Raw genomic sequence first — 15,425 nt, 5'->3', positions numbered from 1 at the left:
TCCTAGCGATGATGAAGATGGAAAAAATGATTTCAAAGACTGTATTTGGTTTCGCGTGCCTGGCCTTGCTGGGGACATCGGGACTGTTTGCCAAGGAGAACATTGGCCAGAAACGTGCGAGTGAAAAAGGGTTGCGCACTACAGCAAACTGTGCACCTGCAAGTTCCTCTGTGGAGCTTGACATCAACAACGTACGTGCCTTGATCCACAACGGTGGTGACTTTTGGTGGGACTTGGTGGGCAGCCCACGTTATGAAGTTCCTAAATTGCCAAGGACACAAGCAGCTTCTGCGCGTCACTCATCCTTTGCTGGTTCCTTGTGGATCGGCGGTGTGGATGAAAGCGGTCAGTTGCGTGTTGCAGCCCAGACGTATCGCCAATGGGGCAGTGACTTCTGGCCTGGTCCGCTTACCTCGGGTGGAGCGACTGTGGATGATGTCACATGCGCAGCATGGGACAAACATTTCTTGATTACCAAGGAGGAGATTTCCTCATTCCGCGCGGCCTATCTCGACGCCGTTACAAATGGTGGATCGGTCAACCTAGACCTTTACCCAGCCGTGAAAACATGGCCAGCATTCGGTTTTGATTCCGATGGCAATCGTTTGTCGCTTGCTCCGTTTGTCGATGTCGATGGCAACGATCAGGAATACAATCCTGGCGGTGGTGACTTCCCTGACATTTCCCCAACTGCCGGCGGGGGCTCACCTGATCAGGCTATTTGGTGGGTGCTCAACGACAAGGGTGACGTCCACACCGAAACCGGTGGTGAAGCGATCGGCTTGGAGATTCAAATGCTTGCATTCGCATTCTCTACCACCGATCAGGTCAATGACATGACCTTCTACAAATACAAGGTGACCAACAAAAGCACCTTGCGCCTCAATGACACCTATATGGGGCAATGGGTCGACTCCGACGTCGGTAACTATTCCGATGACTACGTGGGATGCGATACAACCCGTGGTTTGGGCTTTGCCTACAATGGAGACGCCAATGACGAGACCGCAGCTGGCTACGGTTTGAACCCACCTTGCTTTGGTCTGGACTTTTTCCAAGGACCAATTGGTGACTTGGGCACCCGCTTGGATATGGGAACTTTCGTTTACTACGAAAACGACTGGTCACTTCGTGGTAATCCAGAGGTTGCAACACACTTCTATGGCTATCTCCACGGCTATTGGAAAGATGGTTCGCACATGGTAGACAATGGCCAAAACGGTTATCCTGGTACGGCAGCTGGTCCTGAAACCAACTACATGTACCCTGGTGATGGTGGATGGTGCGGCGGTGGCGGATCTGGCTGGACAGAAGTCTCAGCTGGTAACCAGCCATTTGACCGTCGTTTCCTCCAATCTGCTGGACCATTTACTTTGCAGCCTGGTGCTGTTAACAACATCGTGGTTGGTGCTGTTTGGGCACGTGGTTATTACAATGACCAATTGGGTTCGGTTTGCGAAGTCCTTACAGCCGATGACATTGCACAGAGCTTGTTTGACAACAACTTCCGCCTCCTTGACGGTCCCGATGCGCCAGAGCTTGCGATCGAAGAATATGATCAGGAATTGTTGGTTAAGTGGGACTACAGCGATCCGCTTGTATTCAACAACTACCATGAAAGCTATTTGCAGGCAGATCCAAACCTGAAGGCTCAGGGCTTGGCTGACTCGCTCTTCGCATTCGAAGGTTATGTTGTCTATCAATTGATCAATGCAGGTGTATCAGCCAATGACATTTTTGATACTGATAAGGCCCGTATCGTTGCGCAATGTGACTTGGACAATGGGATTTCTACCATTGTCAACCGCACAAGCACGACGGTTTCAGGACTTTCTACCCCGGTGATTGTGGATGTTGTCATGGTGCAGGGCTCAGATGACGGGATTTTCCACAGCGTTCGCGTCACAGAAGACCTTTTCGCAACCGGTTCTGATCGTCGTCTGAAAAACTACACCAACTACTATTTTGGTGCACTCGCTTACGCCTACAATGCTACCCCTTCGGGCGGTCGTATGTTTGTGCAGGGCAACAGGTTCTTCAAGAATACAACGGCGGTTCCTCACAAAATTGATTTTGAAGGATTTGGCACAGTTGTAAACTCAGAGTATTCAACAAGCATGGAGATTACCCAAACTGCTGGCGTTTGCAACGGCGGCAACTTTGTGGAGATCAACGAGGCTACTGTCAACGCCATCTTGGCCAATGACTCTGTCAGTGACATCACGTACACAGCGGGACATGCGCCTGTAACGGTCAAAGTGGTGAACCCCAAGGAGGTGAAGGCAGGCAACTACCGTTTGGAAGTTGTGGGCAAAGAATTCCTTGGAGAGGTTGATACGATCCGTATGGATACGGTTGCCCTTCTTGATTCTACTTTTGCAGAATGGAGTCTTTACGAAGGCAACAATTTGATCTTCCAGTCAACCTATATTCAAAGAAGTCAGACTGGAGCCTTGGGCAATGCGATTACCAATCGCCCGGAGCCGCTTTCTGGAATCGAGCGTTTGATCCCTGAGCATGGCATCTCAATCTCAGTAAGAGATGTGGTAGAAGCCGGCGACACCTTGATTGACGGCGTGATCGGTGCTACCATGACCTTTGATGATCCATTGCAATCCTGGTTGTATGGCGTGCCTGATCAGGATGGTTTCAGTACTTGGGACTGGATTGAATCCGGAACCGAGGATACCGACCGTGGAACAAGCGGTAATGCCTTCAAAACCAATCGTGTCTATGACAAGGAGGAGCGTTTTGAGGCCATGATCAATGGCATGTGGGCACCTTTCTGCCTCGCAAGGGAATTCTCCAATGACGACGTGAACGGTGATGTACGTCCTGGGGTTGATGTAAGGGCGACAAACTCTGGCTTTGGTGTTTCCGCTGCCACAGTTACCAACCTGAGCCAACTCCCAGATGTGGATGTGGTTTTCACATCTGATGTATCGAAGTGGTCCAAGTGTGTGGTTGTAGAAACCTCACCTGGCAAGGCAATCGGCAGTGGAGCTTGGCCAATGGCTGCAAGATGGGATTATCCTATCGTCACAGCCGGCGATACCAGCAAAAACCTGAATGCTGACCTTGTTACCGAGCAAGGCAAGGGTTGGTTCCCTGGCTACGCCATCGATGTCAATACCGGTCGTCGTTTGAACATTTTCTTCGGCGAAAGTTCATGGGATCGTGAGAATTTTGGCAACGACATGGTTTGGAATCCAACCAGCGATTTTGGCCCTTCGGGCAACAACGTTGGTGGCCGCCACTTTGTCTATGTCACACGTCAGACCTACGACGAGTGCAATTACATCTACGGCTTCTTGTCCAATGGAACGCTTCCAACCGCTGGAGGTACAGGATCGTTGTTGTATCTTGATCAAAACGACCCAACTACCGATATGCGTGAGGCTTACAAACAGGTTGCATGGGTAGGCTGCCCAATGTTGTATCCTGGTTTTGATTTCAAAGATCCACGCCAAATCCCTACGACAGCTCGCATCAAGTTGCGTGTGAATCAGCCAATTCGTTCACGCGGTGGCTCCACTGACTACCCGATCTTTACATTCAACACCAGCGACCTCGCTGCTGAGGCGAATGTCGAGGATGTTGCGATCAATTCGCTGCTCAACAATGTAAGGGTTGTCCCCAACCCATACTATGCCTTCAGCAAGTATGAGCGTTCGCAGCTTCAAACGATCGTGAAAATCACGAACCTGCCACGTCAGTGCAGGATCAAGATTTACAATCTGAGCGGAACATTGATCAGGACCTATATCAAGGATTCTGACGAGCCTTCGCAGACTTGGGACCTCAAGAATGCTGCCGGTACACCGGTTGCTTCTGGAGCCTATATCATCCACGTGGATGCCGGTAATCTCGGTGAGACAGTGGTCAAATTCTTTGCAGTGATGCCAGAAATTGACCTTAACGCATTCTAACATTCAACTTGAAAGAGAGATGAAAAAATATCTTATCATTGGATTCGTTCTCCTCGCCGCTGTTGGGCAGTCCTTTGCTGGCAACCCTGAGCGTGCCGGTCAGGCAGGCGCAACGCAGCTTCTGGTGAACACCTGGGGTCGCTCTACCGGCTTCAATGGCATCAACATCGGCAGCACATCTGGCATCGAAAGCGTGATCAATAACCCTGCGGGGTTGGCTCAGACACGTCGCACCGAGCTGATTTTCGCGCACTCAAGGTACCTCGTGGGTTCCGACATCAGCGTGAACAGCTTTGGTATTTCGCAAGCGCTGAAAAGGGCTGGCGTGATCGGGATGTACCTGACTTCGTTTGACTTGGGTACCTTTATTCGCACTACGGAAGACAATCCTGAAGGCGAACTGGGTATTTTCAGGCCTACTTTCATGAATCTCGGTCTTACTTATGGAAAGAAGTTCACTGATCACATTTCGGTGGGTGCTACCATCAAGATCGTGCATGAAAGTATCAACAACGCCGGTGCAAACGGTGTAGCTTTTGACGCAGGTGTGCAATACCGCACCAACCTCGGCAAAGACTCCCTTCATACTGACAAGTTGAAAATTGGTATCGCCTTGAGGAATATCGGTTCGACCATGCGTTACGGTGGAGACGGTTTGTCTTTCCGCGCCAATCGCGACCCGAATTTCACATCGATCTCCAGCCGCCCAACTTCACAGTTTGAAATGCCATCAGTGCTTGCCATGGGTATTTCTTATGACTTCTACTTGGGCGATGACCACCGTCTCACAGCGCTTGGTGCATTTGTTTCTAACTCCTTTACCCGTGACAACATCGGGGTCGGTTTCGAATACGGTTTCAAAAAGTACCTGATGCTGCGTTATAGCTTCTTGTACGAAAAGAACATCATGAACGAAAACCGCACGACTGCTTGGACGGGCCACGGACTCGGAGCTTCCGTTGAGATTCCTTTCAAAGTTGGCAAAGATCGCTTCTCAAGCTTCGGCTTGGATTACAGCTATCGTTCGACCAATCCTTTCCAAGGATCGCACGTACTCGGTGTTCGCATCGATCTCTAATTCGAAAAATTCGTATTTTTGCGTAGTGGGTTGGCGTCTGCCAACCCACTACGTTTAATTTTAGACTTGTTGTTACCTAGAAATTTACTGCAATGGCAGATAGTCAATTTTTTACTTACACCGGACTTGAAATACTCAGGGCCGAGCTCGATGAACTCAAAAGTTCTGGTAGAAAGAAGATAGCCGCTGCGATTGCGGAGGCAAGGGAAAAGGGTGACCTCAAGGAAAACGCAGAATACGATGCGGCAAAGCACGCGCAAGGCTTGCATGAAGCCGAAATTGCGCGCCTGGAGAACATTATTGCCAATGCCAAAATCATTGATGAATCCCAGTTGGATACGTCAAAGGCGTTGATCTTGAGTACGGTAACACTTAAGAACAAAAAGAATGGTGCAGAGGTGAAGTACAAATTGGTATCACCCAAGGAATCAGACATGCGTGCAGGTAGAATCTCCGTAGAGTCCCCTGTTGGCAAAGGTTTGCTCGGACTTTCCGTCGGAGATAGTGCGGTGATCGAAGTTCCCTCGGGCAAGATGGAATTTGAAATCTTGGACATTCAATACATCTGACCATGGCAAGCATCTTCACAAGAATTGTGCAAGGTGAGATTCCTGCGCATCGCATTGCCGAAACTGAGGACTACTTGGCCTTCCTCGATATCACTCCCCTGAGAGAGGGGCATACCTTGGTGATCCCCAAGACAGAAGTCGATTACCTGTTTGACCTGGACGAAGAGCGCTACATCGGCCTTCAGTTGTTTGCCAAAATTGTTGCTGAGGCGATCAAAAAGGCGATTCCTTGCAAAAAGGTGGGCGTCGCAGTCATTGGACTCGAGGTACCTCACGCGCACATACATTTGGTGCCCATGGACACCGTTGGCGATTTGAATTTTCAAAAGGAGAAGCTGAAACCAACCCAAGAAGAGCTCGCCGCCACGGCAGCTTTAATTCGGAAGCATATTCCCGGGTATTGAGCTTCTCAAAATGGCTTGGATGCTCTTTCTGATTACTTCGCCCGTTTTGGATTGTTGGCTACAAAACTTTCCCAGCTTCCATATTTCGCGGATCTGACTTTGTTTTTGCCTGTTCCTGAAGCTTCTATTCTTGAGGTGTTGTTTTGTAGGAAGTGGCAAACCGCTACGGCAATGCCATCACTCGCATCGAGCGGAAACTTTTCATGGTCAAATTTGAAGTTAAGCAATCGCTCGATCATCGCGCTTACTTGTTCCTTCGAAGCATTGCCATTTCCTGTGATCGCCATTTTTACCTTTTTGGGGGCATATTCGACAATCGGTACGTCGCGTTGCAAGGCTGCTGCCATCGCCACGCCTTGTGCACGTCCAAGTTTGAGCATGGATTGCACATTCTTTCCAAAAAAGGGCGCCTCAATCGCCAATTCGTCGGGGTGGAATTCGTCGATGAGGCTGGTGGTGCGTTCAAAGATGCGTTTCAACTTGAGCGGATGGTCGGTTTCTATCTTTCTTAGATCGATGATACCATAGTTCATTAAGGACATTTTGCTGCCGAGACACTGTAAAATGCCATATCCGGTAATACTTGTGCCGGGGTCGATGCCCAAGATGATCCGCTCGCGCGGCTCTTTTTCAGTCATAAGTTTAAAATTAGGCAGATGCGTCTTAATTTAGGCTGCAAGGCTTTGAATTTTCTTGTAATGATTCGATTTCTATGATAATCAAGTTTTGGGGCGCCGCACGCACGGTCACAGGCAGTATGCATTTGCTGCAGTTGGACAATGGGAAAAAGGTCCTGCTCGAATGCGGACTTTATCAAGGTTCAGAAGGGTTTGCTGACGAGTACAACCGAAATTTTCCCTGCGAACCTTCGGAAATTGACCTTCTGATTCTCTCGCACGCGCACATCGACCATTGTGGCAACATTCCGCAACTGGTCAAGGCCGGCTTTACTGGGCGCATTTATTGCACGCACGCGACGTACGACTTGGCGACCATCATGCTGCAAGACAGCGCCAATATCCAAGAAAAGGACGCCATCAGTGAAAACAAATGGCGACGGAAGAAGGGGTTTGAGCTTGTGGAGCCGCTTTACAAGCTTGAGGACGTGCTGCCGGCACTGAGCAACTTCGTTACGCTCTCCTATGAGCAATGGCACAAGGTAGACGACGATGTCGAAGTGCTTTTCCGTGATGCAGGGCACATGCTAGGCAGTGCGACCGTGAGCCTCCGCATACAAGAAGGAAGCAGGACCATCACCCTTGGATTCACCGGCGACGTGGGAAGGCCCCATAGCCCGATTCTGCGTGACCCGCTTCCGATGCCGCAAAGTGACTACCTGATCAGCGAATGCACCTATGGAGGTGAACGCCACGAGCCGATCGAGGAAGCCAAGGATCAACTCGAGGCGATCATTCATGAAGCCTGTGTCGTGCGGAAAGGTAAATTGATCATTCCCGCATTCAGCGTCGGACGCACGCAGATCATCGTCTATTACCTCGACAAACTTAAAGGGGAGGGGCGTCTGCCCGATATTCCGGTTTATGTAGACAGTCCATTGGCTGTCAATGCAACAAGTGTCTTCCAAATGCACCCTGAGTGCTTTGACGAGGAACTACTCCGCTACATGATCAATGACCCCAATCCGTTTGGATTCAATGGGTTGCATTATATCCGCGACGTCGAAGATTCTAAGGAGCTCAACACCAAGCCGGGACCGTTTATCGTGATTTCTGCCTCCGGGATGATGGCTGCAGGACGCATCCTGCATCACCTTGCAAATGGCATCAGCGACGAACGGAATACGATTCTCGCAACCGGATTTTGCGCTGAAGGGACCTTGGGGGCACGCATCCTGAACGGCGACCCCACAGTGAAAATCTTCGGCGAAGAATTTGAAGTCAAGGCCAATGTCGTCAAGCTCACGAGCTACAGCGGTCATGCGGATGAGAAGGAACTTTGCGAATTCATCCAGTCCGGCTATGATATCGAAAAGACCAAAGGCGTGTTTTTGGTGCATGGCGAAGGCGAACGGGCGGACATTTTCAGAGGTTATCTGTTGGGCAAGGGCTTCAAGGATGTACATGTACCCATCCGCGGTGAAACGGTGTTGATTTGAGCAGAAAGCGTCCAAAACCCTGGCTTCAACTGTTCAAGGTCGCGGTGACGTTGCTTGCTATCGGCTACGTCGCTTGGAAAGTCAATGAAAAGTGGGAGGTCATCCACGAGATGTGGGCTGTGCCATGGGCACAACTCCAATGGCTGAGTTTTTTGCTTTCCATTGTTCTGATGCCGGTCAATTACGGCCTTGAGGCCCAAAAATGGAGGCTCATGGTTCGTCCGTTTTACCCGGGCCTGAAACTTTTCCCAGCTACGCTAGCTGTTTTTGCCGGCATGGCTGCAGGCGTGTTTACCCCCAACCGGATTGGTGAATACGCCGGTCGAATTCTCTTTTTGAAGGAAGGAAAGCGCATTGAAGCCATCATGGCCACCTTCGTGGATCGCATTTGTCAGCTGTTTGTGACCCTGCTCACAGGTTTGCTGGCACTTTTGGCCCTATGGTTGCTCGCCGACCGCCACCTTCCCGAGCAAATCTTGGGTGACCCGGTCTCACAAGGTGTTTTCCTGTTTCTCAGCATTGTCTTGGGTGGAATCAGCTTTGTGATGTTGGTGATTCCCAGACGATTTGCAGCCCTGATCCCCGTTCGTTGGAACCGTGCTGCCTGGGTCAGAAAGGCACGGTTTGCGCTCCAAAACCTCGAAATGCGGCTTGTGGGAAAAGTATTGGGACTCGCGGCCATCCGCTACTTTGTCTTCTCCTTTCAATATGTGCTACTCATGTATGCCTTTGGCTATCAGGGGGGAATGCTCGCTGGATTCTGGATGGTGGCATTGATCTTCCTTGGAAAGTCAGTATTGCCGGTCATGGGCATCCTCGAATTGGGCGCAAGAGAGGCCGTTGCCTTGGTTGTAATGACTGCCTTTGGTGCTGCTGAAGCCACAGCCATCGGGAGTACGTTGGTTTTGTATTTTATCAATATCCTGCTTCCAACCTTGCTCGGCGTGGTTGCGCTGCAAAGGGTAAAGGAAAACGGCTGACATTCGTATCTTTCCCGCCAATGCTCATTCCAGCTTTCATCTTTACCGCGTTGTTGCTGTTTTACGTCGGCTATTTGCTGCGCTGCGCTTGGTATTGGAATGGGCTCAAGGTGAAGGATCGGCAAAAGGATTCGCAAGAAAAATTGCCATTGGTTTCCGTCATCGTTCCAGCGCGCAACGAGGCTGCGAATGTAGCGGCATGTGTCAGCGCGATCTTGGCGCAGAATTATCCTTCGGAGCGAATGGAGTTGATTTTGGTGAATGACCACAGCGAGGACGCAACCGTGGCAAATGCAAAATCGGTGGCAAGTGGTCATTCGAACTTCAAAGTGCTGGATTTGGAAGCGCAGACGGGGGCAGCCTACAAGAAGGCGGCTGTCGCCAAGGGGATTGCCGCTGCGGCCGGAGAAATCATCGTCACCACCGATGCCGACTGCACCATGGGCCCGGATTGGCTGCGGACAATGGTCGCGCAATTTGATGCCAACACAGGACTCGTCTCCGGTCCGGTTTTGCTGGACGGAAAAAGCATCTTCGGGCAATTTCAGGCTTTGGAATTCATGGGATTGATTGCCGTCGGCGCGGCCTCGATCGCCGCAGGCAGCCCGACCATGTGCAATGGAGCCAATCTCGCCTATCGGCGTGGAGCTTATGATGCGGTGGGAGGCTTTGCCGGGATCGACCACATCGCTTCGGGAGACGACGAGTTGCTGATGCACAAAATCGCAACCCTACCGGAATTCAAGATTCGATTTGCAAAGGACCGCCGCGCCATTGTACACACGCATGCACAGGAAACTTGGGCGGCATTCAAGCAGCAGCGCATCCGGTGGGTGAGCAAAAGCCGACATTACAAACGCAATTCGATTACTTGGACACTTGTTTTGTCCTATTTGGCGATGCTGGGATTTCCAGTCTTGCTTATTGTAGGGTTTTGGGATTCCCGGCTTTGGTGGATGCTCTTGGGGCATTTGGGCTTGAAGATGGTGGCCGAAGCGGCGGTCTTGGTTTCGGCAGCAGTTTTTTTTGATAAATTGCGGCTCTTGTGGTGGTTGCCATTCGAGCAAGCCGCCCATATTGCTTACGTGCTTTGGGTGGGGCTGGCAGGCAACCGCAAGACTTATCAGTGGAAAGGCAGGAATGTAAAATGATCGAACTCAACACCCTCCAGATACAAATTTTGCGTGCCTTGCTCTTTCCGGAGCCGTTTGATACGCTCGTCGAAGAAATCAAGGAAAGGGAGCCCGTGATCGGAGCCGAATTGAAGTTTTTGATCGACAAAAGCTTTGTGCTTTCCATGGAGGAAATGGCCAATGGCAGTTTTAAGCCAAGCATTTTCTACGATTCAGACAATATGCGGGCTTTCCGTTATCAAATTTCGGCCAAGGGTTTGCAACATCTCGAGGAATAAAACACGTGGGACAAAGTAGCAGTCCGGCAGCATTGGCATGGAGGCGTTTCAGACGCAACGTGCCCGCCATGGTCGGGCTGGGCTGGTTATTGTTGTGCACCTTGGTTGCCATTTTTGCCTATCCTTTGATGCCGGATGGCACGCACAACGGCAATTTCCAAGTAAGCGCATTGTCCAAACAACCCCCTGGAACCGCCTACTTGCTCATGCTCAAGCCCAATCAAGTACAGCAAGCGCCACCGGGATGGTTCGGCTTTTTGGGCAGTGGAAACCCCGACAACTTCACGCCCACTGCCATTTCTGCAGCCGAATCCCTTCAGGTGCATGCCGACACGATTCTCTATGTGGACCTGCACGGAAAGCAGCAAACAACCTTGTTACCCGCTTGGGTGATCGCCCTCGAAAAGGAAGGCGAATGGCCAACAAAGTGGAAGCAAATGAATGGGAAGCCCTATCTGCTCAACAATCAGCCGGGTACCCCAGCGACAGTGACCATTCGAGGTGTCGGATCTGACGGTAATACCTCCGTGCAGCTTGCATCCCTGCAGTCAAAATTTGAGAATCAGCTTGTGGCCAAAGGGCATTTTTGGTTAGGATCGGATGCTGCCGGAAGGGACGTCCTGAGCCGATTGATCTTGGGTACGCGCGTGAGCCTTGGCATCGGTTTGATGGCTGTATTGGTCAGCTTGCTGCTTGGAGTGACTTTGGGTGCGCTCGCCGGATTTTTCAGAGGCAAAGTGGACGCGGTGATCATGTGGTTTGTCTCCGTTGTTTGGTCCATTCCGACACTGTTGCTTGCGATTTCCTTGGCTTTTGTGATGGGAAAAGGGACTTGGCAGTTGTTTTTGGCAATCGGGATCAGTTCCTGGGTGGATGTCGCACGTTTGGTGCGCGGACAAATTTTTTCCATCCGGGAGATGCAATTCGTCGAAGCGACCAAAGCCTTGGGTTACCGCTGGCCAAGGACGATTTTCAGACATATTTTGCCGAATGTTCTCAGTCCGTTGATCATCATTGCAGCCGCCAATTTTGCTTCCGCGATCTTGATGGAAGCTGGGCTCAGCTTCTTAGGTGTTGGTGTGCAACCGCCTACGCCGTCTTGGGGCTCCATGATCAAGGAAGGTTATGCCCAAATCATGTTTGACAGCGGAATTTGGCTTGCGATTTTCCCGGGATTGGCCATCATTTTGGTGGTGATTTCGCTAAATTTGGTCGGCTTTGGGTTGCGCGATGCGCTTGACCCCAAACAAAAGGGTTGATCCATGCGCAGAAAAGCATATTCTACCAATGATCCCGAATTGCTGCTTCGCTTGAAAAGGCAGGAAGCGGATGCTTTGCGGGATGTGCTCAGGTCCATCAACCAAGCCCATCTGCGCCCGGAACATATCTTCAAAGTTGCACGCAACACGCTCCTTGCCCAATGTGAGGTGCGCAAAATGAAGTTCATTTACCTTACTGACGAGGGTTTCCAATTTGGAATGCGTGTCGGGTTCCAGAAATTCACCGCTGAGGCAACGCATGAGCTCCCCCGAGAATTGGTGACATTGGAAATTCGGGAAGAGGAACATCCTATCCTGTTTGGAATGGGTGTCGAATACGTGGTTCCCGTCAATTTTCAAAACAAAGTCGCCGCTTGGGTACTCGTAGCTGACTTCGCGGAAAGCGATGCCGAGCGGGAAAATGACCTGATTTTCATCGAAATCATCGGGAATGTTGTTTCTGCCGCATTGGAAAACCGCATTTTGATCGCGGACATGGTCGCGCAGGAAAGCCTGCGCCGCGAACTCGAAGTTGCCGAAAAGATTCAAAAGCAGCTGCTCCCAACTGATTTTGGCATGATCGGGCAGGCGGAAATTTTTGCCAGTAACCAGAGTCACCACCACATTGGTGGCGACTTTTACGACGTGATTTCCCGCGGAGAAAAGGGCTTTTTCCTTTGTATTGCCGACGTTGCAGGAAAGGGCATCGGAGCGGCATTGCTCATGGCCAATCTGCAAGCCAACCTTCGCGCCTTGATTCTAAGCGAAAACGAGCTGAAATCCGTGGTGCAGAAGCTCCACAAGATTTTGTACAACATTACCCATGGCGAGCAATTCGTTACATTTTTCATTGCCCATGTGCGCTTTGAACAAGGCGAAATCGACTACATCAACTGTGGTCACAACCCGCCGCTGCTTGCCCGTGACGGGCGGTTGAAAGAGTTTGACGAAGGCACAATTCCGTTGGGAATCATTGATTTGCCGGGAGTTGAGCAGAGCACGGTTCGCTATGAGAAGGGGGATACGCTGTTCATGTACACCGACGGACTCATGGAACAGCACAACAAGGCAGGCGAAATGCTTGGGGAGCACCGCATCCATACCACGCTTGCCGATACCGCACAGGATTCGGTCAAGGACATTGTGGCTGCGATGCAAACGATGTATGATGCATTTTGTGACGGTGCCGAGCAGGAAGATGATGTCACTTTGCTTGCTGTACGTTTCTAGAATGTAAATTATCCCGTTGCATGTGCATGCCACGCGACTTTCAGCGGATTCCTCCTCCTTGGCTTCAAATAATTTCTATATTTGCGTCCCTTAAATGGATGAGAGAAAATGAAACTTTTTGATCCTCAATCGCCCGTTTCCTTGGGCCCCCTTGCGCAAGCGCTTGCAGACAAAGTGGCAGCAAAAAAAGCTGTGATCGGCATCGTAGGCTTGGGCTACGTGGGTTTGCCGATCGGCTTGGAGTTTGCCAAGCGCGATTTCAACGTCATGGGATTTGATGTTTCCACCCAAAAGGTGGACATGCTCAATGCCGGTGAAAATTACAATGAGGATCTTTCCGATGCCGAAATTGCAGCCGTGGCAAAAAACGGCCGTTTGAAGGCAACGACTGACTTTGCGCGATTGAGCGAAGTCGACGTGGTTTTCATTGCGGTGCCCACCCCCTTCAATGCCAACAAGGATCCTGACCTGAGCTTCATCGAGCGCGCCTCGGAAAAGGTCGGCGAGGCCCTGCAACGCGGGCAATTGGTCATTCTCAAAAGCACCACATTCCCCGGCACGACGGAGGATTATATGGTGCCCATTCTCGAGCGCAGCGGCTTGACGACAAGCGTGGACTTCTTTGCAGCCTTCAGCCCCGAGCGTGTCGATCCGGGAAATAAAACCTTCCATACCGGCAATACACCTATCGTTGTCGGCGGTATTGGCGCCGAGGCGACCTACCTCGCTTCGATGGTCAACAATGCCATCATCGAGAAGGTCTACATGGTCACCAACCCCAAAATCGCCGAACTCGAAAAACTCCTCGAAAACATCTTCCGTTCGGTCAATATCGCCTTGGTCAATGAGCTTGCCTTGTTGTGCGAGCGCATGGAAGGCATCGACGTCTGGGAAGTGATCGAAGCCGCGGCTACCAAGCCTTTCGGATACATGAAATTTTTGCCCGGACCGGGCATCGGCGGTCACTGCATTCCGATTGACCCGTATTACCTCTCTTGGTTGGCACGCGCCTACGATTTCGAGACGCGTTTCATCACCCTGAGCGCCAATACCAACGAGAGCATGCCGCTGCATGTCACCAACAAGGTCATTCACATCATCGCCAAGCAACCGATTTCGCTTTCGCAGGCGCGTGTGCTCGTCGTGGGTGCGACCTTCAAGAAGAATGTTAAAGACATGCGGCATTCGCCGGCAGAGCCGATCATCCGCAATTTGGAAGAGGCCGGTGTCGGGCATATCGACGTGGCTGACATGTGGGTGCCCGAATACGAGGCCCATGGCCGCGTTTTCAAGTGCCTTGAGGTGACGCCCGAAATGTTGAAGACCTACCATTGCGCCATCGTCGTCACCGACCACGATGCATTCGACCCGCAAATGATCGTTGATCACAGCAATTTTGTGGTCGATACCCGGAACATGATGAAAAACGTAACCGGCAGCCGTGAAAAAATCACGTTGTTGGGCAGTACTTTGTAAGCCCTTAATGGGCTAAAACGCAAAAGCGGGACTGTAAATAGTCCCGCTTTTGCGTTTTAGATGCCGGTATAAACGCGGCGAATTTGCACTTTCAGAAGGTCGGTTGACGCTCCAAATGCAATCAATTCAGGGATTCAGCCCCTTGGCACTTGCAATGAGCTCGGCAATGTCGAGCACTTTGACCGTGTCTTCTTGATTTTTGTTTTTGACGCCGTCGCCCAACATCGTCATGCAGAAGGGGCATCCGACCGCGATGGTTTTGGCGCCTGTGGCCAAGGCTTCCTCCGAGCGCTCGATGTTGATCTCTTTGTTGCCGTGTTCGGCTTCCTTGAACATCTGTGCGCCGCCTGCGCCACAGCAAAGGCCATTGGTGCGGCTGCGCTTCATTTCCCGGATCTCAACTTTGAGCGATTCGATCACCTTGCGCGGCGCCTCATAGACTTCATTGGCGCGGCCGAGGTAGCAGCTGTCGTGGAACGTCACGCCGCCTTCGATCAAGGCAGCATCTTCGTTCACTTGCAGTTTGCCCGAGGCGATGAGTTGCTCCAAAAACTGCGAATGGTGCAGCACTTCGTAGTTGCCGCCCAAGTTGGGATATTCGTTTTTGAGCGTATTGAAGCAGTGCGGGCAAGCCGTCACGATTTTCTTGATTTCGTAGCCGTTCAGGACTGCGATGTTGGTGAGCGCCTGCATTTGGAAGGTCATTTCATCGCCTGCGCGCTTGGCAGGATCACCGGTGCAGGATTCTTCCGGACCGAGAACAGCATAGCTCACGCCGACGTGTTCCAAAATGCGCACAAATGACTTGGTCACCTTCTGATACCGCTGATCAAAGGAGCCGGCACATCCCACCCAAAAGAGAATTTCAGGCGTTTTTCCCTGCGCGACCATGTCTGCCATCGTGGGAACCTGAACCTTGACCATATTTTTTGTTTCCTCGCTCATATTCTATTTTTTGCTTTGATCGGGATGT

General features: G+C 51.1%; 13 protein-coding genes. 11 read left to right on the top strand and 2 right to left on the bottom strand.

The window, feature by feature from the left end; genetic code table 11:
* Nucleotides 1-17: 17 nt before the first annotated feature.
* The 4 genes from IPN95_15235 to IPN95_15220 all read left to right on the top strand — a co-directional run bounded on the left by IPN95_15235 (nucleotide 18) and on the right by IPN95_15220 (nucleotide 5,980).
* Nucleotides 18-3,929 (top strand): T9SS type A sorting domain-containing protein, encoded by a 3,912-nt coding sequence (locus IPN95_15235; protein ID MBK9450727.1) that lies wholly within the window; start codon nucleotides 18-20, stop codon nucleotides 3,927-3,929.
* A 19-nt stretch (nucleotides 3,930-3,948) separates the two neighbouring features.
* Nucleotides 3,949-5,007: a PorV/PorQ family protein gene (locus IPN95_15230; protein MBK9450726.1), complete on the top strand. Its 1,059-nt coding sequence runs from the start codon at nucleotides 3,949-3,951 to the stop codon at nucleotides 5,005-5,007.
* Nucleotides 5,008-5,099: 92 nt separating this feature from the next.
* Nucleotides 5,100-5,576, top strand: a complete 477-nt coding sequence (gene greA / locus IPN95_15225; protein ID MBK9450725.1) for a transcription elongation factor GreA — start codon at nucleotides 5,100-5,102, stop codon at nucleotides 5,574-5,576.
* Between the two features lie 2 nt (nucleotides 5,577-5,578).
* On the top strand, nucleotides 5,579-5,980 hold the full coding sequence (locus tag IPN95_15220; protein ID MBK9450724.1) for an HIT family protein: 402 nt from the start codon (nucleotides 5,579-5,581) through the stop codon (nucleotides 5,978-5,980).
* A 32-nt stretch (nucleotides 5,981-6,012) separates the two neighbouring features.
* Here the strand turns inward: IPN95_15220 and ruvC are convergent, their stop codons facing one another.
* Complete coding sequence (gene ruvC / locus IPN95_15215) at nucleotides 6,013-6,618, bottom strand: crossover junction endodeoxyribonuclease RuvC (GenBank protein MBK9450723.1); 606 nt, start codon at nucleotides 6,616-6,618, stop codon at nucleotides 6,013-6,015.
* Between the two features lie 74 nt (nucleotides 6,619-6,692).
* Between ruvC and IPN95_15210 the strand changes: the two genes are divergently transcribed.
* From IPN95_15210 to IPN95_15180, 7 genes are all read left to right on the top strand, one after another.
* Nucleotides 6,693-8,096 (top strand): MBL fold metallo-hydrolase, encoded by a 1,404-nt coding sequence (locus IPN95_15210; GenBank protein ID MBK9450722.1) that lies wholly within the window; start codon nucleotides 6,693-6,695, stop codon nucleotides 8,094-8,096.
* On the top strand, nucleotides 8,093-9,076 hold the full coding sequence (locus IPN95_15205; GenBank protein MBK9450721.1) for a flippase-like domain-containing protein: 984 nt from the start codon (nucleotides 8,093-8,095) through the stop codon (nucleotides 9,074-9,076). The genes IPN95_15210 and IPN95_15205 overlap by 4 nt, the downstream gene beginning before the upstream one ends.
* A 20-nt stretch (nucleotides 9,077-9,096) precedes the next feature.
* Nucleotides 9,097-10,227, top strand: a complete 1,131-nt coding sequence (locus IPN95_15200; GenBank protein MBK9450720.1) for a glycosyltransferase — start codon at nucleotides 9,097-9,099, stop codon at nucleotides 10,225-10,227.
* Nucleotides 10,224-10,487: a hypothetical protein gene (locus tag IPN95_15195; protein ID MBK9450719.1), complete on the top strand. Its 264-nt coding sequence runs from the start codon at nucleotides 10,224-10,226 to the stop codon at nucleotides 10,485-10,487. The genes IPN95_15200 and IPN95_15195 overlap by 4 nt, the downstream gene beginning before the upstream one ends.
* A gap of 5 nt (nucleotides 10,488-10,492) precedes the next feature.
* Nucleotides 10,493-11,746 (top strand): ABC transporter permease, encoded by a 1,254-nt coding sequence (locus IPN95_15190; protein ID MBK9450718.1) that lies wholly within the window; start codon nucleotides 10,493-10,495, stop codon nucleotides 11,744-11,746.
* Nucleotides 11,747-11,749: 3 nt separating this feature from the next.
* Complete coding sequence (locus IPN95_15185) at nucleotides 11,750-12,976, top strand: PP2C family protein-serine/threonine phosphatase (GenBank protein MBK9450717.1); 1,227 nt, start codon at nucleotides 11,750-11,752, stop codon at nucleotides 12,974-12,976.
* Between the two features lie 108 nt (nucleotides 12,977-13,084).
* A complete protein-coding gene (locus IPN95_15180) occupies nucleotides 13,085-14,452 on the top strand; it encodes a nucleotide sugar dehydrogenase (GenBank protein MBK9450716.1) in 1,368 nt (455 codons plus the stop codon).
* A 126-nt stretch (nucleotides 14,453-14,578) separates the two neighbouring features.
* On the opposite strand, the gene IPN95_15175 is transcribed toward IPN95_15180, so the two are convergent.
* A complete protein-coding gene (locus IPN95_15175) occupies nucleotides 14,579-15,376 on the bottom strand; it encodes a (Fe-S)-binding protein (GenBank protein MBK9450715.1) in 798 nt (265 codons plus the stop codon).
* Nucleotides 15,377-15,425 lie beyond the last annotated feature (49 nt).

The organism is Bacteroidota bacterium, assembly GCA_016718825.1.
Classification (GTDB): Bacteria; Bacteroidota; Bacteroidia; order J057; family JADKCL01; genus JADKCL01.
Note: the sequence above shows the minus strand (reverse complement) of the source record. Positions and strands in the feature narration are given on the sequence as shown.

What these genes read in the sequence shown, in the direction of transcription:
- IPN95_15235 (MBK9450727.1), top strand. Translation starts at nt 18, where the DNA reads ATGGAAAAAATGATTTCAAAGACTGTATTTGGTTTCGCGTGCCTGGCC.
- IPN95_15230 (MBK9450726.1), top strand. Translation starts at nt 3,949, where the DNA reads ATGAAAAAATATCTTATCATTGGATTCGTTCTCCTCGCCGCTGTTGGG.
- greA (MBK9450725.1), top strand. Translation starts at nt 5,100, where the DNA reads ATGGCAGATAGTCAATTTTTTACTTACACCGGACTTGAAATACTCAGG.
- IPN95_15220 (MBK9450724.1), top strand. Translation starts at nt 5,579, where the DNA reads ATGGCAAGCATCTTCACAAGAATTGTGCAAGGTGAGATTCCTGCGCAT.
- ruvC (MBK9450723.1), bottom strand. Translation starts at nt 6,618, where the DNA reads ATGACTGAAAAAGAGCCGCGCGAGCGGATCATCTTGGGCATCGACCCC.
- IPN95_15210 (MBK9450722.1), top strand. Translation starts at nt 6,693, where the DNA reads ATGATAATCAAGTTTTGGGGCGCCGCACGCACGGTCACAGGCAGTATG.
- IPN95_15200 (MBK9450720.1), top strand. Translation starts at nt 9,097, where the DNA reads ATGCTCATTCCAGCTTTCATCTTTACCGCGTTGTTGCTGTTTTACGTC.
- IPN95_15195 (MBK9450719.1), top strand. Translation starts at nt 10,224, where the DNA reads ATGATCGAACTCAACACCCTCCAGATACAAATTTTGCGTGCCTTGCTC.
- IPN95_15185 (MBK9450717.1), top strand. Translation starts at nt 11,750, where the DNA reads ATGCGCAGAAAAGCATATTCTACCAATGATCCCGAATTGCTGCTTCGC.
- IPN95_15180 (MBK9450716.1), top strand. Translation starts at nt 13,085, where the DNA reads ATGAAACTTTTTGATCCTCAATCGCCCGTTTCCTTGGGCCCCCTTGCG.
- IPN95_15175 (MBK9450715.1), bottom strand. Translation starts at nt 15,376, where the DNA reads ATGGTCAAGGTTCAGGTTCCCACGATGGCAGACATGGTCGCGCAGGGA.